21 protein-coding genes are annotated in these 25,208 nt (G+C 71.1%); 19 read left to right on the top strand and 2 right to left on the bottom strand.

Translation table 11 applies throughout. The features are described 5' to 3' along the window. The first annotated feature begins 8 nt into the window (after positions 1 to 8). From FDA94_RS33085 to FDA94_RS33175, 19 genes are all read left to right on the top strand, one after another. A complete protein-coding gene (locus FDA94_RS33085; protein WP_137251005.1) occupies positions 9 to 3,194 on the top strand; it encodes a S41 family peptidase in 3,186 nt (1,061 codons plus the stop codon). 86 nt (positions 3,195 to 3,280) lie between these two features. Next, positions 3,281 to 3,733, top strand: a complete 453-nt coding sequence (locus tag FDA94_RS33090) for a DUF2231 domain-containing protein (RefSeq protein ID WP_137251006.1) — start codon at positions 3,281 to 3,283, stop codon at positions 3,731 to 3,733. A 66-nt stretch (positions 3,734 to 3,799) separates the two neighbouring features. Then, positions 3,800 to 5,050, top strand: a complete 1,251-nt coding sequence (locus FDA94_RS33095; RefSeq protein ID WP_137251033.1) for a replication-associated recombination protein A — start codon at positions 3,800 to 3,802, stop codon at positions 5,048 to 5,050. Between the two features lie 120 nt (positions 5,051 to 5,170). Then, a complete protein-coding gene (locus tag FDA94_RS33100) occupies positions 5,171 to 5,548 on the top strand; it encodes a DUF948 domain-containing protein (RefSeq protein WP_137251007.1) in 378 nt (125 codons plus the stop codon). Next, a complete protein-coding gene (locus FDA94_RS33105) occupies positions 5,545 to 5,775 on the top strand; it encodes a hypothetical protein (protein ID WP_137251008.1) in 231 nt (76 codons plus the stop codon). Before FDA94_RS33100 ends, FDA94_RS33105 begins: the two co-directional genes overlap by 4 nt. Before the next feature lies 1 nt (position 5,776). Beyond that, complete coding sequence (alaS, locus tag FDA94_RS33110) at positions 5,777 to 8,443, top strand: alanine--tRNA ligase (protein WP_137251009.1); 2,667 nt, start codon at positions 5,777 to 5,779, stop codon at positions 8,441 to 8,443. A 4-nt stretch (positions 8,444 to 8,447) separates the two neighbouring features. Then, on the top strand, positions 8,448 to 8,936 hold the full coding sequence (gene ruvX, locus FDA94_RS33115; RefSeq protein WP_137251010.1) for a Holliday junction resolvase RuvX: 489 nt from the start codon (positions 8,448 to 8,450) through the stop codon (positions 8,934 to 8,936). Further along, complete coding sequence (gene mltG, locus FDA94_RS33120) at positions 8,933 to 10,024, top strand: endolytic transglycosylase MltG (RefSeq protein WP_246060284.1); 1,092 nt, start codon at positions 8,933 to 8,935, stop codon at positions 10,022 to 10,024. Before ruvX ends, mltG (FDA94_RS33120) begins: the two co-directional genes overlap by 4 nt. 136 nt (positions 10,025 to 10,160) lie before the next feature. Next, entirely contained in the window at positions 10,161 to 11,285 is a 1,125-nt protein-coding gene (gene mltG / locus FDA94_RS33125; protein ID WP_246060285.1) for an endolytic transglycosylase MltG, read from the top strand. Between the two features lie 4 nt (positions 11,286 to 11,289). Next, positions 11,290 to 12,090 carry a shikimate dehydrogenase gene (locus FDA94_RS33130; RefSeq protein ID WP_425460190.1) on the top strand — a complete coding sequence of 267 codons (801 nt, stop codon included), beginning with the start codon at positions 11,290 to 11,292 and terminating at the stop codon, positions 12,088 to 12,090. A 225-nt stretch (positions 12,091 to 12,315) separates the two neighbouring features. After that, complete coding sequence (gene infC / locus FDA94_RS33135) at positions 12,316 to 12,894, top strand: translation initiation factor IF-3 (RefSeq protein WP_269750281.1); 579 nt, start codon at positions 12,316 to 12,318, stop codon at positions 12,892 to 12,894. Between the two features lie 129 nt (positions 12,895 to 13,023). After that, positions 13,024 to 13,218, top strand: coding sequence for a 50S ribosomal protein L35 (gene rpmI / locus FDA94_RS33140; RefSeq protein ID WP_030456928.1), 195 nt, complete (start codon positions 13,024 to 13,026; stop codon positions 13,216 to 13,218). Positions 13,219 to 13,241: 23 nt separating this feature from the next. Next, the gene (gene rplT, locus FDA94_RS33145) at positions 13,242 to 13,622 is read left to right on the top strand and encodes a 50S ribosomal protein L20 (protein WP_030456929.1); all 381 of its coding nucleotides are present in this window, start codon (positions 13,242 to 13,244) and stop codon (positions 13,620 to 13,622) included. Between the two features lie 74 nt (positions 13,623 to 13,696). Further along, positions 13,697 to 14,488, top strand: coding sequence for a TrmH family RNA methyltransferase (locus FDA94_RS33150; protein ID WP_137251013.1), 792 nt, complete (start codon positions 13,697 to 13,699; stop codon positions 14,486 to 14,488). 108 nt (positions 14,489 to 14,596) lie between these two features. Beyond that, positions 14,597 to 15,676 carry a PAS domain-containing sensor histidine kinase gene (locus FDA94_RS33155; protein WP_137251014.1) on the top strand — a complete coding sequence of 360 codons (1,080 nt, stop codon included), beginning with the start codon at positions 14,597 to 14,599 and terminating at the stop codon, positions 15,674 to 15,676. 217 nt (positions 15,677 to 15,893) lie between these two features. Next, on the top strand, positions 15,894 to 17,030 hold the full coding sequence (pheS, locus tag FDA94_RS33160) for a phenylalanine--tRNA ligase subunit alpha (protein ID WP_439648650.1): 1,137 nt from the start codon (positions 15,894 to 15,896) through the stop codon (positions 17,028 to 17,030). Beyond that, positions 17,030 to 19,582 carry a phenylalanine--tRNA ligase subunit beta gene (locus tag FDA94_RS33165; RefSeq protein ID WP_137251015.1) on the top strand — a complete coding sequence of 851 codons (2,553 nt, stop codon included), beginning with the start codon at positions 17,030 to 17,032 and terminating at the stop codon, positions 19,580 to 19,582. The genes pheS and FDA94_RS33165 overlap by 1 nt, the downstream gene beginning before the upstream one ends. Positions 19,583 to 19,757: 175 nt before the next feature. Then, positions 19,758 to 21,545, top strand: a complete 1,788-nt coding sequence (locus FDA94_RS33170; protein ID WP_170991235.1) for an ATP-binding protein — start codon at positions 19,758 to 19,760, stop codon at positions 21,543 to 21,545. Further along, a complete protein-coding gene (locus tag FDA94_RS33175) occupies positions 21,545 to 23,578 on the top strand; it encodes an ATP-binding protein (RefSeq protein ID WP_137251017.1) in 2,034 nt (677 codons plus the stop codon). Before FDA94_RS33170 ends, FDA94_RS33175 begins: the two co-directional genes overlap by 1 nt. Here FDA94_RS33175 and FDA94_RS33180 read toward each other — a convergent pair. Then, complete coding sequence (locus FDA94_RS33180) at positions 23,575 to 24,690, bottom strand: toll/interleukin-1 receptor domain-containing protein (protein ID WP_170991236.1); 1,116 nt, start codon at positions 24,688 to 24,690, stop codon at positions 23,575 to 23,577. The genes FDA94_RS33175 and FDA94_RS33180 overlap by 4 nt on opposite strands. Before the next feature lie 60 nt (positions 24,691 to 24,750). Further along, complete coding sequence (locus FDA94_RS33185; RefSeq protein ID WP_137251019.1) at positions 24,751 to 25,155, bottom strand: hypothetical protein; 405 nt, start codon at positions 25,153 to 25,155, stop codon at positions 24,751 to 24,753. Between the last annotated feature and the right edge of the window lie 53 nt (positions 25,156 to 25,208).

The raw sequence follows: 25,208 nt of genomic DNA on the forward strand, positions 1-25,208 counted from the left end.
TTGTGGGGGTGCCTAGCAGGTCATACCTCCGGTTTCCGCACATCCATCGTGATCTTCTGACGTTCGTCGCGGAGGACGACGTGTGGATCGCTCCGCTCGACGGCGGGCGGGCCTGGCGTCTGACGGTCGAGCAGGTGGGCGCCGCCCATCCCCGGCTGTCGCCCGACGGCGCCATGGTGGCCTGGCAGGGCGGGCGGATCCCCGCCGACGTCCACGTCGCGCCGGTCGACGGCGGCGGGATCGAGCAGCTCACCCACTGGGGCGGCAACGGCGCGCGGGTGCACGGCTGGCTCGACGCCCGCACCGTGATCGCCGGCAGCTCCCACGACCAGCCCTTCGCGCACTGGACGTGGGCGCGCACGGTGCCGCTCGACGGCGGACCGGGGGAGCGGCTGCCCTACGGCCCGGTCAGCGACCTCGACCTGCGCGACGGGCGGACCCTGCTGCTGACCGCCTCGGCCGGGCACGACCCCGCCCACTGGAAGCGCTACCGAGGCGGCGGCATGGGCCGCCTGTGGCTCGACGGCCGCCGCCTGCTGGCCGGCCACGAGGGCCAGCTCGCCGCGCCGATGCTGGTCGGCGGCCGGATCGTGTTCCTCTCCGACCACGAGGGGACCGGCAACCTCTATTCGGTCCGGTACGACGGAGGCGACCTCCGCAAGCACACCGACCACCAGGACTTCTACGCCCGCCAGGCGGCCACCGACGGAACCCGGATCGTCTACGCCCGGGCGGGCAGCCTGTGGCTGCTGCCCGGCCTCGACGCCGAGCCGCAGCCGCTGGAGGTGCGCCTCGGCGGCGCGGGGCGGGGACGCCAGCCCTTCTGGGCCAGCCCCCACCCCGAAGACGCCGCCTGCGACACCACCGGCCGGGCCAGCGCCGTCGAGGTGGGCGGCGCCGTCCACTGGGTGACCCACGAAGACGGGCCGGTCCGGCTCCTGTCCGGGCGCGGCCGGGCCCGGCTGCCCATCGTGCTGGGCCGGTTCGAACGCGCCGACGACGCCGAGCCCGACGACCTGGGCAAACGGGTGAACGGCCCGGCCGCGTGGGTGACCGACGCCGACGGGGAGGACGCCATCGAGCTGGGCATGCCCGGCAGCCCCACCCGGACCGTCGCCGCCGGCGAGCTGGGCCAGGTCGAGGAGATGGAGGCCGCCCCCGACGGCTCGGTGATCGCGGTCGCCTCCCACGACGGCCGCCTGCTCCTGGTCGACCCGGAGACCGGCACCGTCACCGAGCTCACCCGGACCGACCACGGCGTGATCAGCGACCTCGGGTTCGACCCGCGCTCCCAGTGGCTCGTGTGGTGCCACCCGGTGTCGCGCGGCTACGCCATCCGGATGGCCCGGCTCCAGCGGCCCGGCACGCCGGAGGACGACCCCGACTCGGGCGCGGAGGTGACCGAGACCCCCGCCCCGGAGACCCCGGCGACCGAGATCGTGCACGTCACCGACGGCCGGTTCACCGACATGTCGCCCGCCTTCACCGGCGACGGCCGCAACCTGGTCTTCCTGTCGCTGCGCGGGTTCGAGATGATCCGCGACTCCCACAGCTTCGACCTGGTGATCACCCACGGCACCCGCCCCTACCTGCTGCCGCTCGCGGCGGGCGCGCCCTCGCCGTTCGCCCCCTCGGTGGAGGGCAAGTCGGCCGACGGCGGCGACGGCGGCGACGGGCCCGTCACCGTCGACCTGGCCGGGCTCGACGGGCGGATCGTGCCGCTGCCCGTGCCGGACGCCCACTACTGGGCGCTGCGTCCGGTCAAGGGCGGGCTGGTCTGGTGCCGCGGCGCGACCGGCGAGCCGACCGTGCTCGAACGGTTCGACCTGGACAAGCGCAAGACCGAGGAGCTCGCCACCGACGTCCACTTCTTCTCCGTCAGCGGAGACGGCTCGCGGATCGTGGTCCGCGACGCCTCGGAGCTACGGGTGATCTCGGCGACGAGCAAGAACGGCGACGGCGTGACCGTCGACCTCGAACGCGTCAGGGTGCGGATCGACCCCGGCCGGCGCTGGCGGCAGGCCTACGCCGAGGCCGGGCGCATCATGCGCGACCACTTCTGGGTGAGCGACATGGCGGGGGTCGACTGGCCGGAGGTGCTGGAGACCTACCGGCCCTGGCTCGACCGGGTCGGCGGCCCGGAGGACTTCGCCGACCTGGTCAGGGAGGTCGTCGGGGAGCTCGGCGCCTCCCACGCCTACGTGCACGCCGCCCGGCACCACTGGCGCAGCCCCACCGGCCAGCTGGGCGCCGACATCGGGCCCGACACCGACGGCCTGTGGCGGGTCCGGCGGATCTTCCCCGCCGAGCTCTCCGACACCGCCGCCCGCTCGCCGCTCCAGGGATCCGGGGTGCGGGCCGGCGACGCGATCCTGGCCGTCGACGGCGTGCCGGTCGACCCGGTGACCGGGCCCGCGCCGCTGCTCTGGGCCGCCTACGGGCACCCCGTCGAGCTGACCGTGGAGTCGGGCGCCCGCGTCTTCCGCGTCGCCGTGGTGCCGCTGGTCAACGACCGGCGGCTGCGCTACCACTCCTGGGTGGCCGACCGCCGCCGGCTGGTCCGCCGCCTGTCGGACGGGCGGATCGGCTACCTGCACGTGCCCGACATGGACCGGGCGGGCTGGGCGCAGCTGCACCGCGACCTGTCCCACGAGCTCGCCAAGGACGCCGTGATCGTCGACGTGCGCGCCAACCAGGGCGGCAACACCTCCCAGCTGGTGGTGGAGAAGCTCTCCCGCCGCATCGTCGGCTGGAAGCTGTCGCGCCGGGAGGAGCCGAGGAGCTACCCCATGGACGCCCCGCGCGGGCCCGTCGTGGTGCTGTGCGACGAGGAGACCTCCTCCGACGGCGACATCATCACCGCCGCCGTCCAGGCCCTCGGCCTCGGCCCCGTCATCGGGACCCGGACGTGGGGCGGCGTCATCGGCATCAGGGGCGTCTACCGGCTGGCCGACGGCACCCGGATGCGGGTGCCGGGATTCGCCCACTGGAGCGAGAACTACGGCTGGGAGCTGGAGAACCGGGGCGCGACGCCCGACGAGGAGGTGCTGATCACCCCCGCCGACTGGGCCCGCGGTGCCGACCCGCAGCTCGACGCCGCGGTGCGGCACGCCCTGCGGGCGATGGAGGGCCGCCCGGTCAGCGTGCCGCCCGACCCGGCCACCCGCCCCTTCCGGGGCCGGGTCAGGAGCTGACGGCTCTCATCCCGTTCTCAGATCCATCTGGGAACCTGCGCGTGATCGCTCGGGTATGAGTGGATGACGAAGGAGATGTCCCCCGCATGTTCGATTCCGTTTTCGGCCTTCCCCTGCATCCGCTGGTCGTGCACGCCGCAGTGGTCTTCACCCCGCTCCTGGCCGCCGTCGCGGTCGCCTACGCCGTGCTGCCCCGGTTCCGGGCCCGCCTCGACTGGGCCCTGGTGCTGCTGGCCGTCGCGGCGCCGATCAGCGTGTTCGTCGCCCGGATGAGCGGGGAGGCGCTGAAGGAGTCGCGCTACGGCGGCCAGGCGCCCGCGCCGGTCGCCGAGCACGAGTCGTTCGCCCTCCCGCTGCTGCTGACCTCGATCGCCCTCGCGGTCGTCGCGCTGGCGCTGGTCTGGGCGGTCTCCAAGGGTCGGGGCCGGACGCTGACCACCGTGCTCTCGGTCCTGGCCGTGGCGGGCGCGCTCGCCGTCACCTTCTACGTCGTGCGCGCCGGGCACACCGGGGCCACCGCCGTCTGGGGCCTAGGCTAGGGGTTTGTGGAGAGCCTGTTCGATTCGGCCGCACGGGACAATACGCCCGAACCCCTCGCCGTGCGCATGCGCCCGCGCACCCTCGACGAGGTCATCGGCCAGCGCCACCTGCTCGGCTCCGGCACCCCCCTGCGGCGGCTGGTCGAGAGCGAGGCCCCCATGTCGCTGTTCCTGTGGGGGCCGCCCGGCACCGGCAAGACCACGCTGGCCTACGTCGTGTCCAACGTCACCAAACGGCGGTTCGTCGAGGTCTCGGCCGTCTCGGCGGGGGTCAAGGACGTCCGTACGGCCATCGAGAACGCCCGCCGCGAACTGGGCATGAGCGGGCGGCAGACCGTCCTGTTCGTCGACGAGGTCCACCGGTTCAACAAGGCCCAGCAGGACGCGCTGCTCCCGGCGGTGGAGAACCGCTGGGTCACCTTCATCGGCGCCACCACCGAGAACCCCTTCTTCTCCGTCATCTCGCCGCTGCTGTCCCGCTCGCTGCTGCTGACCCTCGAGTCGCTCACCGACGACGACGTCGGCGCCGTCCTCGACCGCGCCGCGGCCGACGAACGCGGCCTGAACGGCACGGTGACGCTCCGGCCGGAGGCCAGGGAGCAGCTGGTCAGGCTGGCCGGGGGAGACGCCCGGCGGTCGCTGACCTACCTGGAGGCCGCCGCCCTCCTGGCCGACGACGTCACCGTCGAGGTGGTCGAGAAGGCCGTCGACAAGGCCGCCGTCCGCTACGACCGCCAGGGCGACCAGCACTACGACGTCATCAGCGCCTTCATCAAGAGCATGCGCGGCTCCGACGCCGACGCCGCCCTCCACTACCTGGCCCGCATGGTCGAGGCGGGGGAGGACCCCCGCTTCATCGCCCGCCGGATCGTGATCTTCGCCTCCGAGGACGTCGGCATGGCCGACCCGACCGCCCTCCAGGTGGCCGTGGCCGCCGCCCAGGCCGTCGACTTCATCGGCCTGCCCGAGGGCCGCATCAACCTGGCCCAGGCGGTCATCCACTGCGCTCTGGCGCCCAAGTCGAACGCCGTCGTGAAGGCCATCGGCGCCGCCCAGGCCGACGTCAGGGCCGGGCACATCGGGCAGGTCCCGGCCCACCTGCGCGACGCCCACTACCCGGGCGCGAAGAAATTGGGGCACGGGGAGGCGTACCGCTACCCCCACGACTTCGACCACGGCGTGGTGCGCCAGGACTACGCGCCCGAGGAGCTGCGCGACCGGCGCTACTACGAGCCCACCACCCACGGCGCCGAGGCCCCGGTGGCCGAACGCTGGGCCCGGCTGCGTACCTTCCTCCGTGGAGGGAAAGAGGGCTGACCTCGAAACCGCGATAGGGTTTCTGCCATTCAACGCAGGGGCCCCGCGGAGCGAGACGCGGACTGCCGAAGGCAGGCTGTGGCTCGCGCTGTGGATCTGCCCCATGAGGAGGGTTCGCCCATGCTCACCGCCGGAGAGGTCGCAGGCCTGATCGTCGCCACGTTCTGGGCGATCCTCGTCTGCTTCCTGGCCTACGTGCTGATCAAGCTGGCGCGGCTGCTGACCGCCACCACCAAGGTCGTCAACGAGCTGGGCGACAAGGTGGTGCCCCTCCTGAACGAGGTCAGCTACACCGTCAGCGAGACGAACCGGCAGCTCGTCGCGGTGGAGGCCATCGCCTCCAACGTGAAAGAGGTCAGCGACGACGTCGCGAAGATCACCGGGCTCGCCTCTACGGTCGTGACCGGCCCGATCATCAAGGTCTCCTCGTTCGCCCACGGCCTCCGCCACGCCCTGTCGCGGCGCGGCCGGCGCCGGGCCGTGGAGCGCCGGCCGTGATCCGCCGCCTCTTCTACATGACGCTGGGCGCCTCGCTGGCGGTCTGGGTCATGCGCAAACTGGAGTCACTGAGGCCCGAGCACGTCGCCAGGCGCACCGCCCACCAGGTGCGCGACTTCGCCGACGACGTGCGCGCCATGGCGGCGAACAGGGAAAACGAGTTGCGAGCCCAGCACGGGCTCGGAACAGTCGGACATATCACCAACGACGTAAAGGACGGCCGCTGAAATGGAGTCGGCAGAGATCGTACGCCGCTTCCTGCGCTTCTTCGAAGAGCGCGGGCACACCGTCGTGCCCTCGGCCAGCCTGGTCGCAGAGGACCCGACGCTGCTGCTGGTCAACGCGGGCATGGTCCCGTTCAAGCCCTACTTCCTCGGGCAGCAGAAGCCGCCCTACAAGCGGGCCGCCAGCGCGCAGAAGGTCATCCGCACCCTCGACATCGACGAGGTCGGCAAGACCACGCGGCACGCCAGCTTCTTCCAGATGCTCGGCAACTTCTCGTTCGGCGACTACTTCAAGGAGCAGGCGATCCCCTTCGCGTGGGAGCTGCTCACCAACCCGGTCGCCGCGGGCGGCTTCGGGTTCCCCGAAGAGAAGATGTGGGTCACGGTCTACCTCGACGACGACGAGGCGATCGAGATCTGGAAGCGGGCCGGCGTCCCGGCCGAGCGCATCCAGCGCCGCGACCTGGCCGACAACTACTGGCACATGGGCGTCCCCGGCCCCGGCGGCCCCTGCTCGGAGATCTACTTCGACCGGGGTCCCGAATACGGCCGCGAGGGCGGTCCCGTCGCCGACGAGACCCGCTATCTCGAGGTGTGGAACAACGTCTTCATGCAGTACACGCTCGGCACGGTCCGCTCGAAGATCGACTTCGACGTGGTCGGCGAGCTGCCCGCCAAGAGCGTCGACACGGGCATGGGCCTGGAGCGCATGGCGGCGATCCTGCAGGGCGTCGACAACATCTACGAGATCGACACCACATACAAGATCCTCAGCCGCGCGGCCGAGCTGACCGGCACCCGCTACGGCGCCGACGGCCGCAACGACGTGTCGCTCCGCGTCATCGCCGACCACCTGCGGGCGGGCGTCATGCTCGTCGGCGACGGCGTGCTGCCCTCCAACGAGGGCCGGGGCTACGTGCTGCGCCGCATGCTCCGCCGCGCGATCCGCAACCTGCGCCTGCTGGGCTCGGGCGAGGAGCGCTACATGCACGAGCTCACCGCCACCACCATCGGCACGATGGGCGAGCAGTACCACGACCTGATCGCCGACGCGGCGCAGATCCACGGCGTGATCGACGCCGAGGAGGCCTCCTTCCTGGGCACCCTGCGCACCGGCACGACGATCTTCGACACCGCGGTCAGCGCGACGAAGAAGGCCGGCGCGAGAGTGCTGGCGGGCGACAAGGCCTTCCAGCTCCACGACACCTACGGCTTCCCCATCGACCTGACCCTGGAGATGGCGGCCGAGCAGGGCCTCCAGGTCGACGAAGAGGGCTTCAAGCGCCTCATGGCCGAGCAGAAGGCCAACGCCAAGGCCGACGCGAAGGCGAAGAAGACCGGCAACGCCGACATCTCCGTCTTCGGTGAGCTGCTGGAGAAGGCCGGCAAGGTCGAGTTCCTCGGCTACGACCACCTGACCACCGACACCGAGATCGCCGGCATCATCGTCGACGGCTCGCCGGTTCCGGTCGCGGGTGCGGGCACCACCGTCGAGGTCGTGCTGCTGCGCACCCCGTTCTACGCCGAGGGCGGCGGCCAGCTCGCCGACCAGGGCGTCATCAAGGTCGAGAACGGCGAGATCGAGGTCGTCGACGTGCAGTCGCCGATCGCGGGCCTGGTCGTCCACCGCGGCAAGGTCACCTCCGGCGAGGTCACGGTCGGCGACGCCGCCCACGCGGCGATCGACATCGACCGCCGCCGGTCGATCTCGCGCAGCCACACCGCGACCCACCTGGTCCACCGCGGCTTCCGCAACGCGCTCGGAGAGACTGCCGCGCAGGCCGGTTCGGAGAACTCGCCGGGCCGCTTCCGGTTCGACTTCACCTCGGCCGGCGCGGTGCCCGTCAGCGTGCTGCGCGACGTCGAAGACGAGGTCAACGCGACCCTGATCGACGACCTCAAGGTCAACGTCCTGCACACCTCGCAGGCCGAGGCGCGCAAGATGGGCGCCCTGGCCCTGTTCGGCGAGAAGTACGGCGACGTCGTGCGCATCGTCGAGGTCGGCGACTACTCGCGCGAGCTCTGCGGCGGCACCCACGTCGCCAGTTCGGGCCAGCTCGGCCTGATCAAGGTGCTCGGCGAGTCGTCCATCGGCGCCGGGGTGCGCCGCGTGGAGGCCCTGGTGGGTCTCGACGCGTTCCGCCACCTGGCCCGGGAGAGCGTGCTGGTCTCCCAGCTCAGCGGGGCGCTCAAGGCGCGTCCCGAGGAGCTGCCCGAGCGGGTCGACGGCATCGTCACCCGGCTGCGCAACGCCGAGAAGGAGCTGGAGAAACTCCGGTCGGCGCAGGTGCTCGCGGTGGCCGGTGAGCTCGCCTCCGGGGCCTCGGACATCCAGGGCGTTTCCGTCGTAACGCACCGCGCGCCTGCTGGAACCACCCCCGATGACCTGCGTAAACTCGCTCTCGATGTGCGCGGCCGGTTCCCCGGTGATCGCGCCGCGGTGGTCGTCGTCGCCGGTGTCCCCTCGGACCGTCCCGTCGTGGTCGCCGCTGTCAACGAGGCGGGACGCGACCGAGGGCTGAAGGCGGGCCGTCTGGTAGGAGTCGCCGCCAAGGCACTTGGGGGTGGCGGTGGCGGCAAGGACGATGTCGCGCAGGGCGGGGGGACGAACGCGGGCGCTGTCGACGACGCGCTGCGTGCGGTCATCGAGGCGATCAACTCCAGCCTGTGACGACGTGAGACGTGGCACGCGACTCGGCGTCGACGCCGGGTCGGTCCGCATCGGCGTGGCCCGCAGCGACCCTTCGGGGCTGCTGGCCACGCCGGTCGAGACGGTGAAGCGCGGCAAGGGCGATCTCGACCGCCTCGCCGCGCTCGTCGCCGAACACGAGGTCGTCGAGGTCGTCGTCGGCCTCCCCACCTCCCTGTCGGGCCGGGAGTCCCACGCGGCCGGAGCCGCCCGCGAGTTCGCGGCGGCGCTGGCCGCCCGGGTCGCGCCGGTCCCGGTCCGCCTCTACGACGAGCGCCTGACCACCGTGACCGCGCAGGCCAACCTGCGCCAGAGCGGCCGCAAGGCCAAGAACCAGCGCGACGTCATCGACCAGGCGGCGGCCGTGGTGCTGCTCCAGGCCGCCCTCGACGGCGAGCGCGCGTCAGGCAAACCACCAGGTCATCCCCTCGACCCACCCCCCGGTGGAGAAACGAGTCCCGGGACCGACCGGTGAGCCCGCAGGAGTGGGACACGTTCCTGCTTGCCGGTGAGGCCGAACCCGTCGACCACGAGGTCCGCCGCAACCGCACCCGGAAGATCGTCTACGCCGGGCTGGCCGCCGTGGCGACCGCCGGGATCGTCGGCCTCTACACGCTGGTCCGCCCGTTCCTGGTGCCCGACGACTTCGAGGGCGCCGGGACCGGCCCGGTCGTGGTCCGCATCAGCGCCGGGGAGAGCGCGGTCCAGATCGCCGAGACGCTGGCCAAGGCGGGCGTGGTGGCCAGTTCGGGGGCGTTCGTCCGCGAGGTGGAGGCCCGCGCCAAGTCGGGCAGCCTCCGTCCGGGGGACTACCGGCTGAACAAGGGCATGGCCGCCTCGATCGCGCTCGACCGGCTGCTCGACCGCGACTCGCGGGTGTCCCGGCGGGTGACCATCCCCGAAGGGCTGCGCGCCAGGGAGGTGTACGTCCGCCTCTCGGCCGCCTCCGGCTTCCCGGTCGCCGAGTTCGAGAAGGCGGCGGCGCAGCCGGCCACGCTCGGCCTGCCGGCCTATGCCAAGTCGGTCGAGGGCTTCCTGTTCCCGGCGACCTACGAGGTCGAGCCGACGAGCACCGCCAAGAGCCTGCTGCGCGACATGGCCGCCCAGTTCGGCCGGGTCGCCGACCGCCTCGGGCTGGAGTCGCGCGAGGGTATGACGCCGCTCGACGTGGTGACCACGGCCAGCATCGTGCAGGCCGAGGGCGGGCGTGACGACGACTATCCCAAGATCGCTAGAGTGATCTACAACCGCCTCAAAAAGGGCGGGCGCCTGGAAATGGACTCGACGACCATGTACGGCCTCGGCAAGTACGGCATCGCCGCGACCATCGACGAGACCCGCGACGAGTCCCCATACAACACCTATCGGATCGATGGTCTACCGCCCGGCCCGATCGGAAACCCCGGTGAGCAGGCACTTCGGGCGGCCTTGAAGCCAGCGAAGGGTGATTGGTACTGGTTTGTCACGACAGATCCAGGCCGTAGAATCACCAAATTCACTGACAACGAAGGCGAGTTCGTGAAATATCGGGAAGAGCTGAACAGGTACCTCGGGACGAACTAGGCCGAACGATGACCGACGGTCCGCGTGTCGGGCCGAGATCCATACCGAAGCTTGATCCCCCCTCGGTTTGGCGCATCGCTTGACGCGAGGCCAGTCCTACCGAGAGATTGGCCACCGCACTATGAACGACCTCGACATGGACTCTTTGCTCGGCGCCTCCGACGAGGGGGGGTCGCGGCGTTCCCGTAAACAGCAGAGCCGCAGCCGGCGCCGCAGGCGGCGCACCAGGCGCAAGGGCGCCGCCGCGTCCGTGATCGCGATAGTGATCATCGTTGGCATCCTGGGCGGCGGCGGCTATCTGGGCTACAAGTGGGTCAGCGACGCCGTGACGGCCGACGACTACACCGGCTCGGGCACGGGTGAAGTGGTCATCGAGATCGAAGAGGGCGCCACCGCCGGAGACGTCGCCGCCGAACTGGAGAAGGAGGACGTCGTGGCCAGCGCCCGCGCCTTCATCCAGGCCGTCGACGCGGCCGGCAAGGGTGGTTCGCTCCAGCCCGGCCACTACGCGATGAAGAAGCAGATGTCGGCCGCGGCCGCCGTCGGGCTGCTCGACCCCGAGAAGCGCCTGCGTGACAGCCTGACCATCCCCGAGGGCTACCGCGCCACCCGCGTCTACGACACCCTCGCCGAGGCGACCGGCATCCCCGCCAAGGAGTTCGCCAACGCGGCCAAGGGCGACATCGGCCTGCCGTCCTACGCCAAGGGCAAGGCCGAGGGCTTCCTGTTCCCGGCCACCTACGAGCTGCCGCCGAACATCACCGCCGGCGAGATCCTGACCCGGATGACCGACCGCTTCAACGAGACCGCCGAGAAGTTCGACCTGAACGCCGAGGCCAGGCGGCTGGGCTTCACCCCGATGCAGATCATGACCATCGCGAGCATCGTGCAGGCCGAGTCGGGCACGCCCGACGACATGGGCAAGGTGGCCCGGGTCATCTACAACCGGCTGGCGCTCAACCCGCCGATGAAGCTCCAGATGGACTCCACGACCATGTACGCCCTCAACAAGTACGGCATCGCGGCCACGTTCGAGGAGATCAAGAGCAAGTCGCCGTACAACACCTACTACGTCGACGGCCTGCCGCCCGGCCCGATCGCCAACCCCGGCGACCACGCCATCGAGGCCGCGCTGAAGCCGACCAAGGGCGACTGGCTCTTCTTCGTGACCACCGACCCGAAGAACGGCATCACCGAGTTCACCGCCAGCGCGACCGAGTTCGAGCGGCTGCGGGCCAAGTTCAACGCCACCCAGAATTGACCCCGTGAACAAGAGAGCAGCCGTCCTCGGCTTCCCGGTCGTCCACTCGCTGTCGCCCTACCTCCACCGGGCGGCCTACGCCGAACTGGGCCTGACCGGCTGGCGCTACGACGCGATCGAGTGCCGGGAAGAGGAACTGGCCGGGTTCGTCGGCGGCCTCGGCCCCGAGTGGGCCGGGCTGTCGCTGACCATGCCGCTCAAGCGGGTGGTGTTCCCGCTGCTCGACACGGTCACGCCGCTGGCGGTCGAGGTCGGCGCGGCCAACACGGTGATCTTCCGGGACGGCGCCCGGCACGGCGCCAACACCGACGTGCACGGCATCGTCGCGGCCCTGGCCGAGGCCGGGGTCCCGGCGCCCTCCAGCGCGGTCGTCCTCGGCGGCGGCGCCACCGCCGCCTCCGCGCTGGCCGCCCTGCGCGAACTGGGCCTGCGCGAGGCGACCCTGGTGGTCCGCGACCCCCGCCGGGCGGGGGAGACCCTGGAGGTGGCCGACCGGCTGGGAATGTCGGTGGCCACCCGGGCGTTCCATGAAGTCGACGCAGACGTGGATCTGCTGATCTCCACACTGCCCTCGGGCGCCGCCGACGACGTCGCCGGCGAGGCCGCGCGGGCACGGGCGGTCTTCGACGTCGTCTACTCGCCGTGGCCGACCGCGCTGGCGCAGGCCGTGCGGAAGGAGGGCGGGACGATCGTCGGGGGGTTCTCGATGCTGCTGCACCAGGCGGTGCGGCAGGTCGAGCTGATGACCGGACGGTCGCCGGCGCCGGTGGAGGCCATGCGATCCGCGGGTGAGTCGGCGTTGTAAACGTGCTAAACTCATGAACCGATCGGTCCGGCACGTGCCGGACGCGCAAGCGGAGGTCCTCCTCCCACCTGATCAGCCGCGAGGCAGACGGGTTCAAGGATCACAATCGAGTTTTCGGACTCAGTGGCCCCGCATGCGTGACGTGCCGGGGTCTATTCGTGTTTCCGGCACGGTCGAGCACACAGGCGAAGGTCCCTTGGAGGTCCCATCAGCACCGAGCCCCGCATCAACGATCGTATTCGTGTCCCCGAGGTCCGCCTCGTCGGCCCGAACGGCGAGCAGGTCGGCATCGTCTCCATCCACGATGCTCTGAAGCTCGCCCAGGAGGCCGACCTCGACCTCGTCGAGGTCGCGGCGACGGCACGCCCGCCCGTCTGCAAGCTCATGGACTACGGCAAGTTCAAGTACGAGTCGGCCATGAAGGCGCGCGAAGCCCGCCGCAACCAGGCACACACGATCATCAAGGAGATCAAGCTCCGGCCGAAGATCGACCCGCACGACTACGAGACCAAGAAGGGTCACGTCGTGCGCTTCCTCAAGGCGGGGGACAAGGTCAAGGTCACGATCATGTTCCGTGGACGTGAGCAGTCCCGTCCCGAACTGGGCTTCCGGCTCCTGCAGCGGCTCGCTGAGGATGTCACCGAGCTGGGCTTCGTGGAGTCTCAGCCCAAGCAGGACGGCCGAAACATGATCATGGTGATCGGCCCGCACAAGAAGAAAGCCGAGGCCAAGGCCGAAAAGGCGGCGGCCCGGGCGACCCGCGACGACGACTCGGTGGCCGACACGGTCGCCGCCGAGGAATAAAAGGCGCTGCGCGGACGCAGAGACTGGGAGCCCGTTTTTCGCGGCTCTTGCGAGTCAGGAACGCCGGTTACCCGGCCCCCTCGCGGGGTCGGGAGATCGGCTTGGAACAACGAGGGAGAGACGGCTGAGATGCCGAAGATGAAGACGCACAGTGGTGCGAAGAAGCGCTTCCGGGTCACCGGCTCCGGCAAGATCGTTCGCCGCCGGGCCAACCGCAAGCACCTTTTCGAGCACAAGCCGTCCACCCGCACGCGCAGGCTTGAGAACGACGTGGTCATGTCCGACGCGGACACCAAGAAGATCAAGAAGCTGCTCGCTAAGTAACGACCCCCGGGGAGAAGAACAACATGGCACGCGTGAAGCGGGCGCTCAACGCCAAGAAGAAGCGCAGGGTCGTCCTCGAGCGGGCGAGCGGTTACCGGGGTCAGCGGTCGCGTCTGTACCGCAAGGCCAAGGAGCAGATGCTCCACTCGATGACCTATGCGTACGCCCACCGCAAGGACAAGAAGGGCGCGTTCCGCCGCCTCTGGATCCAGCGGATCAACGCCGCTGCGCGGCAGAACGGCATGACCTACAACCGGCTCATCCAGGGTCTGCGCCTGGCCGGCATCGAGGTCGACCGCAAGATCCTCGCCGATCTCGCGGTGAACGACTCGCAGACCTTCGCCACGCTGGTCGAGGCCGCCAAGAAGGCGCTCCCGTCCGACGTGAACGCTCCGGTCGCCTAAGCGATCGTCTGCTTTCGGAAGGGCTCACCGTCCTGGTGGGCCCTTCTTCTCATGTCGGAGGGGAACGTGACCGAGTGACCGAGCTGACCAATCCCAAGTCTCCGCGGGTCAAAGCCGCTCGAAGGCTGACCAAGCGGGCTTTCCGCGACCGCGACCGGGCCTTCCTCGCCGAGGGGCCGCAGGCGGTGCGGGAGGCGCTGGCGCTGCCCGGCGTCACGGTGGAGCTGTTCGCCACCGCCGAGGCCGAGACCCGGCACGCCGACATCGTCGGCGCGGCCGTGAGCGCCGGGGTGCCGGTGTTCCGGGCCAGCGGCGAGGTGATGGCCGAGCTCGCCCAGACGGTCACCCCGCAGGGGCTGATGGCGGTGTGCAGGTTCGTCCACGTGCCCCTCTCTTCGGTCGGGGAGACCCGGCTGGTGGCGGTGCTGGCGCACGTCCGCGATCCCGGCAACGCCGGCACCGTGCTGCGCACGGCCGACGCCGCCGGAGCCGACGCGGTGGTGTTCACCGACGCGTCCGTCGACCCCTACAACGGCAAGTGCGTACGGGCCAGCGCGGGCAGCCTCTTCCACCTGCCCGTCGTGACGGGGCTGCCGGTCGACAAGGCCGTCGCCGCGTTGAAGGACCGCGGCCTGCGGATCCTGGCCGCCGACGGCACCGGCAAGGCCACCCTCGACGACGTCGACCTCGCGGCCCCCACGGCCTGGGTGTTCGGCAACGAGGCGTGGGGCCTGCCGCCCGAGGTGCTGGCCCTGGCCGACGAGGTCGTCCGGGTGCCGATCTACGGCCGCGCCGAGAGCCTGAACCTGGCCACCGCCGCCGCGGTGTGTCTGTACGCCAGCGCGCGAGTTCTCCGGCAGATCTGACATTCCGTGTAATAGGTGCGTACCCGGTCGGTGACGGGCTGCCGAAGGGCTCTGGAAACCCGCTATTGTCGGCGGAGACGGCTCGCGGAGCACGGCTGGAGGGGTCCTTTGCGCGGCGAGAACACCCATGGACGGGTCGCCGACCCGTCGAGTGTGATCGCCATCGACGCCCTTCCCGACGGCGTCGTCGTGGTCGACGGCGACGGCGTCGTGGTGGCCGTGAACAAGGCGGCCGAACGCCTGACCGGGCTGCACCGCAAGACGTCCCCCGGGCGTCACGTGGGCGACGTGCTCCCGTTGCGCGACGCCGAGGGGCGCGACTGGTGGAAGTGGCTCGACCCCCGGGGCGGCCTGTCCATCCGGTCCCGCCAGGTCGAACTCCCGCTTCAGCTCGACGGCCGCGACCTGCTGGTCACGGCGGCCTTCGTGCGCATGCCCGCGCGAGCCGGCCGGGTGATCCGCGTGGTGATCACCCTGCGCGACGCCGCGGCGCGCCGCCGCCTGGAGCGCAGCCGGGCCGACCTCGTCTCGACCGTGGCCCACGAGCTGCGCTCGCCGCTGACCAGCGTGAAGGGCTTCACCGCCACGCTGCTGGCCAAGTGGGACCGGTTCAACGACGCCCAGAAGCTCGTCATGCTCCAGACGGTCAACTCCGACGCCGACCGGGTGACCCGGCTGATCACCGAACTGCTCGACGTCTCCCGCATCGAGTCGGGGCGGCTGGAGATCCGGCGGCAGGTCGTCGACATCCCCGCCCGCGCGCGGCGCATCATCGCCGGCCGCGTGGCCGCCGGTGAGTCCGAAGACCGGTTCTCCCTCACGGTGACGGGCGACCTCCCGGAGATGTGGCTCGACCAGGACAAGATGGATCAAATCCTCGGCAACCTGGTCGAAAACGCGGTGCGACACGGCGGCGGTAAGGTGACAATCGTCGTAGAGCCCGTCGAATGGGGAGTGGCCGTGTCCGTGCGTGACCAGGGTGAGGGTGTCAAACCCGAGCTGGCCTCGCGCGTCTTCCGCCAGTTCTGGCGCGGCAACGACCGCCGCCGCGGCGGCACCGGCCTCGGCCTCTTCATCGTGAAGGGCCTCGTGGAGGCCCACGGCGGCACCATCACCGTCGAACGCGCCCCCGGCGGCGGCGCGGAATTCCGATTTATCATGCCCACCGGGCAACCCGACTTCGCATAAACGGCGAGGCCGCCCGGTGGGCTTCCCCGGCTGAGAGCCCTATGGGCGCTCATTCCGTCTACTCCCGAATGTGGCCCGACATGGGATAACCCCGCCCAACGGCGAAATGTGGCCAGACCTGCGGCCAAGCGCGCCGGTGGGCGACGAAGGAGCCCGCCGGGTCCAGAGCGCTTGGCCCGCCGCGCCGGAGGCGCGGCCATTGAACACAGCTAATACAATCAGGGGCCGCCATTCCGGCCCTGGATACGGAGTTCCCTTGTCTGATTACGACCCGGTCGAGGTGACACCGCTGCACGCCGACGAGCTGGCGCGCGCGGAGGCCGATGCCCTCGCCGCCATCTCCTCGGCCGCGGATCTCGACGAACTGAAGCAGGTCAGGCTGGCCCACGCCGGTGACCGGTCCCCGATCGCGCTGGCCAACCGGGAGATCGGCGCGCTGCCGCCTGCCGCCCGTGCCGAGGCCGGCAAGCGGATCGGCGCCGCCCGCAAGGCCGTCGGCGAGGCGCTGGCCGTCCGCCAGACCGAGCTCGAGGCCGAGCGCGACGCCCGGGTGCTGGTTGAGGAGACCGTCGACGTCACCCTCCCGTGGGACCGTGCGCCGCGCGGGGCCCGCCACCCGCTGACCACGCTCCAGGAGCGGATCGCCGACTGCTTCGTGGCCATGGGCTACGAGGTCGCCGAGGGCCCCGAGCTGGAGGCCGAGTGGTTCAACTTCGACGCGCTGAACATCGCGCCCGACCACCCGGCCCGCTCCGACCACGACACCTTCTTCGTCGAGTCGGTCAAGTCGGGCAAGGTGCTGCGCACCCAGACCTCGCCGGTCCAGATCCGCGCCCTGCTGGAGCGCCCGCTGCCGGTCTACGTCATCTCGCCCGGCAAGGTGTTCCGCACCGACGAGCTCGACGCCACCCACACCCCGGTGTTCCACCAGGTCGAGGGCCTCGCGATCGACAAGGGCCTGACGATGGCCCACCTGAAGGGCACGCTCGACCGGTTCGCCGAGGTCATGTTCGGCGAGGGCATCTCGACCCGGTTCCGGCCCAACTACTTCCCGTTCACCGAGCCGTCGGCCGAGATGGACCTGCGCTGCTTCGTCTGCCGCGGCGCGTCGTCCGTGCCGGGCAACCCGCCGTGCCGGACCTGCAAGTCCGAGGGCTGGATCGAGTGGGGCGGCTGCGGCATGGTCAACCCGCGGGTGCTGATCGCCTGCGGCGTCGACCCCTCGGTCTACTCGGGGTTCGCGTTCGGCATGGGCATCGAGCGCACCCTGATGTTCCGTCACAACGCAGAAGACATGCGCGACATGGTCGAAGGCGACATCCGCTTCACCCTGCCGTTCGGAATGGAGGTCTGATGAAGGTCCCGCTTTCGTGGCTGCGGGAGTACGTCGATCTCCCGCCCGTCACCGCGCACGAGATCGCCGACAAGCTCACCGCCGCCGGTCTCAAGCTGGAGGCCATCGCCTCCCACGGTCACGACCTGAAGAACGTCGTCGTGGGCCAGGTCATCGAGATCGAGGAGCTGACCGGCTTCAAGAAGCCGATCCGCCACTGCCTGGTCGACGTCGGCGAGGCCGAGCCACGTGAGATCGTCTGCGGCGCGACCAACTTCGCCGTCGGCGCGGTCGTCCCGGTCGCGCTGCCCGGCGCGGTCCTGCCGGGCGGCTTCGAGATCGCCTCACGCAAGACCTACGGCCGCCTGTCCGACGGCATGATCTGCTCCGAGGCCGAGCTCGGCATCGCCGAGTCCTCGCCCGGCATCCTGCTGCTGCCCGCCGACACCCCCCTTGGGGCCGACGTCGTGGAGCTGCTGGGCCTGCGTGACGACGTACTGGAACTGGAGATCACCCCCGACTGCGGCTACGCGCTGTCGATCCGTGGCGTGGCCCGCGAGGCGGCGACCGCGTTCGGCGTGCCGTTCCGCGACCCGGCCGCGCTGGAGCTCCCGGCCACCGACGGGGTCACCCACCCCGCCGAGATCGGCGACCCGACGGCCTGCGACCGGTTCGTGCTGCGCGCGGTGTCGGGGTTCGACCCGTCCGCCGAGTCGCCGCTGTGGATGCGGGTGCGGCTCACGCGGGCCGGCATGCGGCCGGTCTCGCTGGCCGTCGACGTCACCAACTACGTGATGCTGGAGCTCGGCCAGCCGCTCCACGCGTTCGACAGGAACACTATCCAGGGCGGCATCGTGGTGCGCCGCGCCCTGCCGGGCGAGCGCCTGGAGACCCTCGACCACGTCACCCGTGACCTGGCCGAAGACGACATCCTGATCACCGACGACTCGGGCGCGATCGGCCTGGCCGGCACCATGGGCGGCCTGTCGACCGAGATCTCCGACTCGACGACCGACATCGTCATCGAGGCGGCCCACTTCTCGGCCACCGGCGTGGCCCGCATGTCGCGGCGGCACAACCTGGTGTCCGAGGCGTCCAAGCGCTTCGAGCGCGGCGTCGACCGCGAGCTGCCGCTCGCGGCGTCGTGGCGCGCGGTGCAGCTCCTCACCGAGCTGGGCGACGGCGTGGCCGAGCCCGGGGTGACCCATGCGCAGGCCGACGTGGCCCCCGTGGCGATCACCATCCCGTCGGGCCACCCGGCGCGGGTCGCGGGCGTGCCCTACACCCGCGAGACCGTGGTCACCCGCCTGGAGCAGATCGGCTGCCGCGTCGTCGACGGCGTCGTCGAAGCCGCCGAGGGCGGTCGCGGCGTGGCCGCCACGGGCGTGGTGACCAGCGGCGACCTGGCCGCGAAGCTGGCCGTGAGCGGCGACGACCCGATCACGGTCTACCCGCCGAGCTGGCGCCCCGACCTGACCGACCCCAACGACCTGGCCGAAGAGGTCATCCGGCTGGAGGGCTACGACACGCTGCCCTCGATCCTGCCGGGCGCCCCGGCGGGCGCGGGCCTGACCGAGACCCAGCGGCTGCGCCGCCGGGTCGGCCGTGCGCTGGCGCTGTCGGGCTACGTCGAGGTGCTGTCCTACCCGTTCATCGGCACCCGCGACCTCGACCACCTGCAGCTGCCCGCCGACGACGACCGCCGCCGGGCGACGCGGCTGGTCAACCCGCTCAGCGAAGACGAGCCGTTCATGCGGACGACGCTGCTGCCGGGCCTGCTCAAGACGCTGGTCCGCAACGTGGGGCGCGGCTTCACCGACCTGGCCCTGTTCGAGACCGGCCTGGTCTACCGCCCCGGCGCCGACGCCCCGGAGACCGCGCCGATCCTGACGGTGGAACGCCGCCCGACCGACGAGGAACTGGCGCTGTTCACCGCCGCCCTGCCCGAGCAGCCGGTCCGCGTCGCGGCCGTCCTGGCCGGGGAGTTCGAGCGGTCGGGCTGGTGGGGCCAGGGCCGCGCCGCGACCTGGGCCGACGCGATCGAGGCCGCCCGCGCGGTGGCCCGCGAGGCGGGCGTCACGTTGGATATCCGCGCTGACCAGCACGAGCCGTGGCACCCGGGCCGGTGCGCCGCGCTCTACGTCGGCGAGGTCCTCGTCGGCCACGCCGGCGAACTCCACCCGCGCGTGGTGGAGGCCTTCGGCCTGCCGAAGCGCACGGCGGCGATGGAGCTCGAACTGTCCCGCCTGGCCGCCCCGGCTCCGGCGCAGACCCCGTCGATCTCCGCCTACCCGGTGGCGACCCAGGACGTCGCGCTGATCGTCCCCGCCGACACCCCGGTGTCGTCGGTGGAGGCCGCCCTGCGCGACGGCGCCGGCGACCTGCTGGAGTCGGTCCGCCTCTTCGACGTGTACGAGGGCGCGCAGGCCGGCGAGGGCAACAAGTCCCTGGCCTACACGCTGCGCTTCCGCGCCACCGACCGGACCCTGACGGCCGACGAGATCGCCGCCGCCCGTGACGCGGCGGTCGAACTGGCCGCCGCCCAGGTCGGAGCCCGCCTGCGCGGAGTGTGAACCCGGCTGTGACGACGAAGGGGCGACGGGGGATTCCCCGTCGCCCCTTCTTGTCGTTTGGCACCCGGAGGAAGAAAAGAACTCCCGCGTGGAAGAGGTGTTCTCCCCGGATAGCAGGGAGCACTAAGTAGGCGCGAGGTCACCGGCCTACGATGTCCCGGCCAAGGGGAGGCAGGTGATTGTCGTGTCCGGAGACGGGCTCGTCGGCAGAGACGCCGACGTCAACGGGATCGAGGAGGCCTTCCGGCACACCCGCCTGGTCACCCTGACCGGGTCTCCCGGTGCCGGAAAGACCGCGCTCGCGAAGGTCGTCGCGGCCAGGCGCGGCGCGCGGGTGGTCGACGCCGACGCCGGGCCCTCTGCGCTGGCCGAGATCGGGGCGTCGGCAGACGGGCTCCTCGTCGTCGACGGCTGCGACCGGGAGCTGGAGCTGCTGGTGCCGTACATCGGGGTGATGCTGCAGCGGCAGCCGGGCCTGTCGGTGCTGGCGACCTGCCGCCAGTCGCTGGCGCTGCCGGGGGAGCGGGTGGTCGCGCTGCGCGAACTGGCCCCCGAGCACCGCGTCGAACTCCTCGACCGGCTGGGCGTGACGGCGCCGCCCGAGCTCCTGCGGCAGGTCGACGGGCTGCCGCTGACGCTGGTGCTGCTGGCGGCGGCGCTGAGACGAGGCGAGACCGAGGGTCCGCTGCTCGACCTGCTCTGGGACCCCGACCACGACGGCCCGCTGCGCCACGCCGCCATGCGGACCGCGATCGGCTGGAGTCACGAGCACTGCACGCCCGACGAACGGCTCGTCTGGGCCCGCGCCTCGGTGTTCGACGGTGGCTTCGACCTGGAGGCCGCGCAGGTCGTCTGCGGCGACGACGACGTGACCCCCGCCGTCGCCGCGCTGGTCGACAAGTCGCTCCTGGTGCGCTCGGAGACCACCGAGGGCGTGCGGTTCCACCTGCCCGCGACCGTCCGCGCCTTCGGCGCCGAGTGGCTCGGGAGGGCAGGTGAGCGAGAGGTGACCGAACACCTCCACTTTCGTCACTATCGCGCCCTCGCCCGGCGGGCCGAGGCCGAATGGCAGGGCGGGCAGCTGCGCTGGTACCGGCGCATGCGCCTGGAACGCGGCAACCTCGTCAAGGCCCTCGACTCCCGGCTGACCGACGCCGAGGGCGCCGACGACGCCCAGGACCTGGCCGGCACCCTGTGGTTCCTGTGGGCCTGCTGCGGTCTCCAGCGGGAGGGCGCCGAGCAGCTGGCCCGCGTCCGGCGGGCGGGCGGTTCCCCGGGCCCGGAACAGGACAAGGCGCTCTGGACCGCCGCCTGGCTGCATGCCGCGCTGGGCGACCCCGACGCGGCCGAAGAGGCCCTCTTCGCCTGTACGAACCAGGGCCCGCCCCGCCTGACCCAGGTCTCGGCGTGGGTGGCCGCCCAGCGGGGCGCCTACCCCGAGGCGCTGCGGCTGATCAGAGACGCCCGCGAGGGCCACCGCAGAGACGCCGACCTGTTCCCGGGCTTCCTGCCGAGCTACACGGTCATCGCCACGGCCCTGCTGCGCATGGGCGACCTGCCCGGCGCGGTACGGGTCCTCCGCGAGGGCCGCGAGCTGTGCGTGACGACCGGCGAGATCTGGACCCGCTCCCACCTCGACCACCTGCTCGCCCAGGCCGCCCTCCTCCGGGGCGACGTCCGGGGCGCCCTGACCTCGGCCCGCGACGCCCTGACGCTGGCCCGCCAGTTCGGCGACACCGCCGCGTCGGCGGCCGGGGTGGAACTGGTCGGCGTCCTCACCGGGAACGGCGCGCTGCTGGCGTCGGCCGACCTCGCGTGGGCAGGGATGGACGGGCTCCGGTCACCCGTCCTGACCGAGATCAGAGACCGCTCCCCGGCGACTGCCGACGCGCCCGGCCTCGGGCTCGACGACGCCGTCGACCTGGCCCTGACCGCAGACGAGCCGACCGGATGGGAGGCCTGATGACCGTCAACCTGCCTGCCGAGACCAGCAGCTTCATCGGGCGCAAGGACGAACTCGACCGGCTGGCCGGGCTGATGACCGAATCGCGCCTGGTGACGGTCACCGGGCCGCCCGGGGTCGGCAAGACCCGCATCGCGCTGCGGGCCGCCGCCGACTGCGCCGATGGCTATCCCGACGGGGCCTGGTTCGCCGAACTGTCCCCCGAGCAGGACGCCAACCTGCTGGCCAGCGTCGTGGCCCGGTCGCTGGGGCTGCGCGAGCAGTCGACCCGGCCCTACGAACAGGTGCTGGCCGAATACCTGGCCGGGAAGCGGCTGCTGCTCGTCCTGGACACCTGCGAACACCTCGTCGGCGCCTGCGCCGCCCTCGTCGACGGCCTGCTCGACGTGGCGCCAGGCCTGCAGGTGCTGGCGACCAGCAGGGTTCCCCTCGACGTACCGTCAGAGAAGATCTTGGAGGTCGCCCCCTTCGCCCGGCCCGAGCCCGAGTCCGACGACCTGCTCGGCTACGACGCGGTACGCCTGTTCGTCGAACGGGCACGCGACCGGGTCCCCGGCTGGCAGGCGGGCGACAGCGCGCTCATGGCGGTCGGACGCCTGTGCCGCCGCCTCGACGGCATCCCTCTCGGCATCGAGCTGGCCGCGGGCCACCTGCACGCCCTCTCGGCCGAGGAACTGGCCGACCGGCTCACCGACCCCTTCGACCTGCTGACCGCCGGATACCGGGGCGGCCCGGCCCGGCACCGGAGCTTCCGCACCGCCGTCGGGTGGAGCCACGAGCTGTGCACCCCGCAGGAACGGCTGCTCTGGGCCCGCCTGTCGGTGTTCGCCGGCTCGTTCGAGGAGAAGACCGCCCAGGCCGTCTGCGCCGACGACCGCCTGCCCGACGTGGGGCGGGTGCTGGCCGAACTGGTCCGCAAGTCGATCGTCGTCCGGAAGGGCGACCGGCACCGGCTGCTCGACGGCATCCGCGAATACGGCCGCGAGTGGCTGCGCGAACTCGGCGAGGAACGGGTGATGCGCACCGCCCACCTGGCCCACTACCGGATGATGGCCGCCCGCCTCGACCGCGAGTGGTACGGCCCCGACCAGCTCGCCTGGGCCGACTGGGCGGAGGCCGACCAGGCCGAGCTCCGCCTCGCGCTCGACTACGGGATCAGCCACGGCGGCACCGCCTGCCTCGACCTGGTCTCGTCGTGCTGGATCATCTGGGGCGCCCTCGGCCAGATGCGCGAGGGCCGCTACTTCGTCGAACGGGCGCTGGCCGCCGGCCCCCGCGAAGGCTCCTCCTACGCGCGGGCGCTGTGGGTACTCGGCTGGATCACTCTGTTCCAGGGCGACATGGGCCTGGCCGAACGCAGCTCCCAGCAGTCCCTCGCCGAGGCCCGCCGCATCGGCGACGTGGAGGCGATGGGCCACGCGCTGGTCCGGCTCGGGGGAGTGCGCCTGTTCAGCGGCGCCCCGCAGAAGGTCGAAGAGCTCATGCACGAGGCCCGCGCCCACCTGGCGGCGGCGGGCGCGGCCGACACGATCGACGACCTGGTGATGGACGGCGGCCAGGCCATGGCCTTCATCTTCCTCGGCGACCTCACCCGCGCCTGGGGCGTCCTCCAGGACATGCACGCGAAGTCACGGCGCAGGGGCGAGATCTGGATGCGCGCCTTCGGCGACCTGTTCCGATCGCAGCTGATGCTGGCCCGCGACGAGGTCCACGACGCCGACCTCGCCGGCCGCGAGTCACTGGCGGTGAAGTGGCGGCTGAACGACGTCCTCGGCGTCGCGATGGGCGCCGACCACCTGGCGACGGTGACGATGGCCAAGGGAGACGCCCGCTCGGCGGCCTGGATGCACGGCGCGGCCGAACGGCTGTGGCTGACGTTCGGCCTGACGGCGATGGGATCGGACGAACTCGCCGCCCCCCGGGTCGCGACGGCGGAACGGGCGCGGCTGGTGCTGGGTGACGAGGGATACGAGCGGGCCTTCGAGGAGGGGTTCGCGGCGTCGATGGAGGAGGTGCGCGAACGCCTGTCCTAACGGGAATGATTACGAACCAATTCCTGCAGCTCGTCCGTCAGTTCCTCGGCGATGTCGGCGGTACGAGAGATGACGAGGGACGATTCGAGGTAGGAGTCCAGGCCAGTGGTGAAGGGCGTCGATCCACCGGCAGTGGACCGAGGTACCCCGCCAACGGTGGAATAGAGGACGGCGGTCGGCACCAGTTTGGTCGGCGGAAGCGCGATTTTGACCAGGGTGTCGAAAAGAAGCCGCAACCGGGTTCGGACATCGGCCGGATCGAAGACGTATTCCGGCTTTTCCGCAGGAATCGATGTCCAGGCGAATCGGTGGCCGGTCGCCGTGAACGTGAGACCTCTTTGACCTTCCGCGCTCACGTCATCGGCCAGAGCCCATGCCGCGCCCAGGGAAAGTCCCGACTTCAATCCCCGCCTCTTGGTGAAAAGGGACGTCTCACATCCGATTTCGATGAGCCGATCAGGAAGGTTCGCACTCGGAGACGTCGCGATCGCGTTCTCGGTCGATACCGGGATGAGGTGGGCTTCCAGCCGAACCCCCCGGACGTCCCCGACGATCGCGGTCGCTCTCTCGCCCACCGCCACGTACTGCCGGTGCGGCAGCCAGGGAAGAGGCGCCGACGCCGCTCGTCCGGGGAATGCGGGCACGCCGGGAGACGGATCGGAACTGGGCGGGCCGGGGAAGGGCGGCGCGGAGGTGGGTTTCTGCCTTTCGGGCCGGACGCCGGCGAGGAGTTCCTTCAGGGCCGCGGACTCTTCGAGGTTCATCAGCCTGATCTGGATGATCGCGGCCAGCATGCCCTTGGGGTCGCACGGGCGGACCATGACGGGAATTATCTCCCGGTTCAGGCCGCGCGGATCGGCCGCGAACATCGCGGCCCATTCGGGGGCGGTGAAATCAGACGTGAGGTAGTCGGGCGAGAGGACCATGATCACGGATTTCGCCTTCTCGGTGGCCTCCTGCATTTTCAGCACGAAGTTCGCGCCGGCGCGGAAGTCCCATCGTTGAATGATGGTGGTGTAATCGGCGCTTTCGAGATGCCAGGCGATCCACTCGGCCCAGGCGAGATCCGCCTGGTTGTAGGAGATGAAGAAGTCTCGCTTTTCTTCGCCCACGGACATCTCTTTCCTTGCCGACCGGCCATCCTCACGCGGAATTCGCGTTCATGGTATCGCTCAGCAGGGCGACGGACGGCCGGCCAGTACGGCGTCCATTCCGGCCGCCCAGATGACCGATTTCGCGTACGCCTCTTCCAGCGACGCCACCCCGGGAAAGACAGGAGCGCCGGTGATCCCGCCGAGTTCCGGTGCGAGCACACTCACCTGATAATCGGACCCGTCGAAATAGGCGAACAGCGTGTACGCCCGGCCCCGGCTCGTCTGAAATGAATACATCCACCCCGGCGCCCCCGCGCGTTCGACGAACACCGTGTTGCGCGGCATGTGGGAGGCCGCGTGCCACGCCTCGCCCGCCCCCTGCACCCGGGAGAGCGGCTGGTCAGGGGGTGCGTCCCCGGTGAAGATCTCCCCTTCGCGCCCCACGGTGACGTCGTGCCTCTCCTGGAGCCGCATGAGATTCATCTGGCCTCTCCTCGAAGATTTCTGTCACGCTTGAACTGAGTTTGCCGGGCCAG

Source organism: Herbidospora galbida (assembly GCF_005233835.1).
In the GTDB taxonomy this organism is placed as follows: Bacteria; Actinomycetota; Actinomycetes; order Streptosporangiales; family Streptosporangiaceae; genus Herbidospora; species Herbidospora galbida.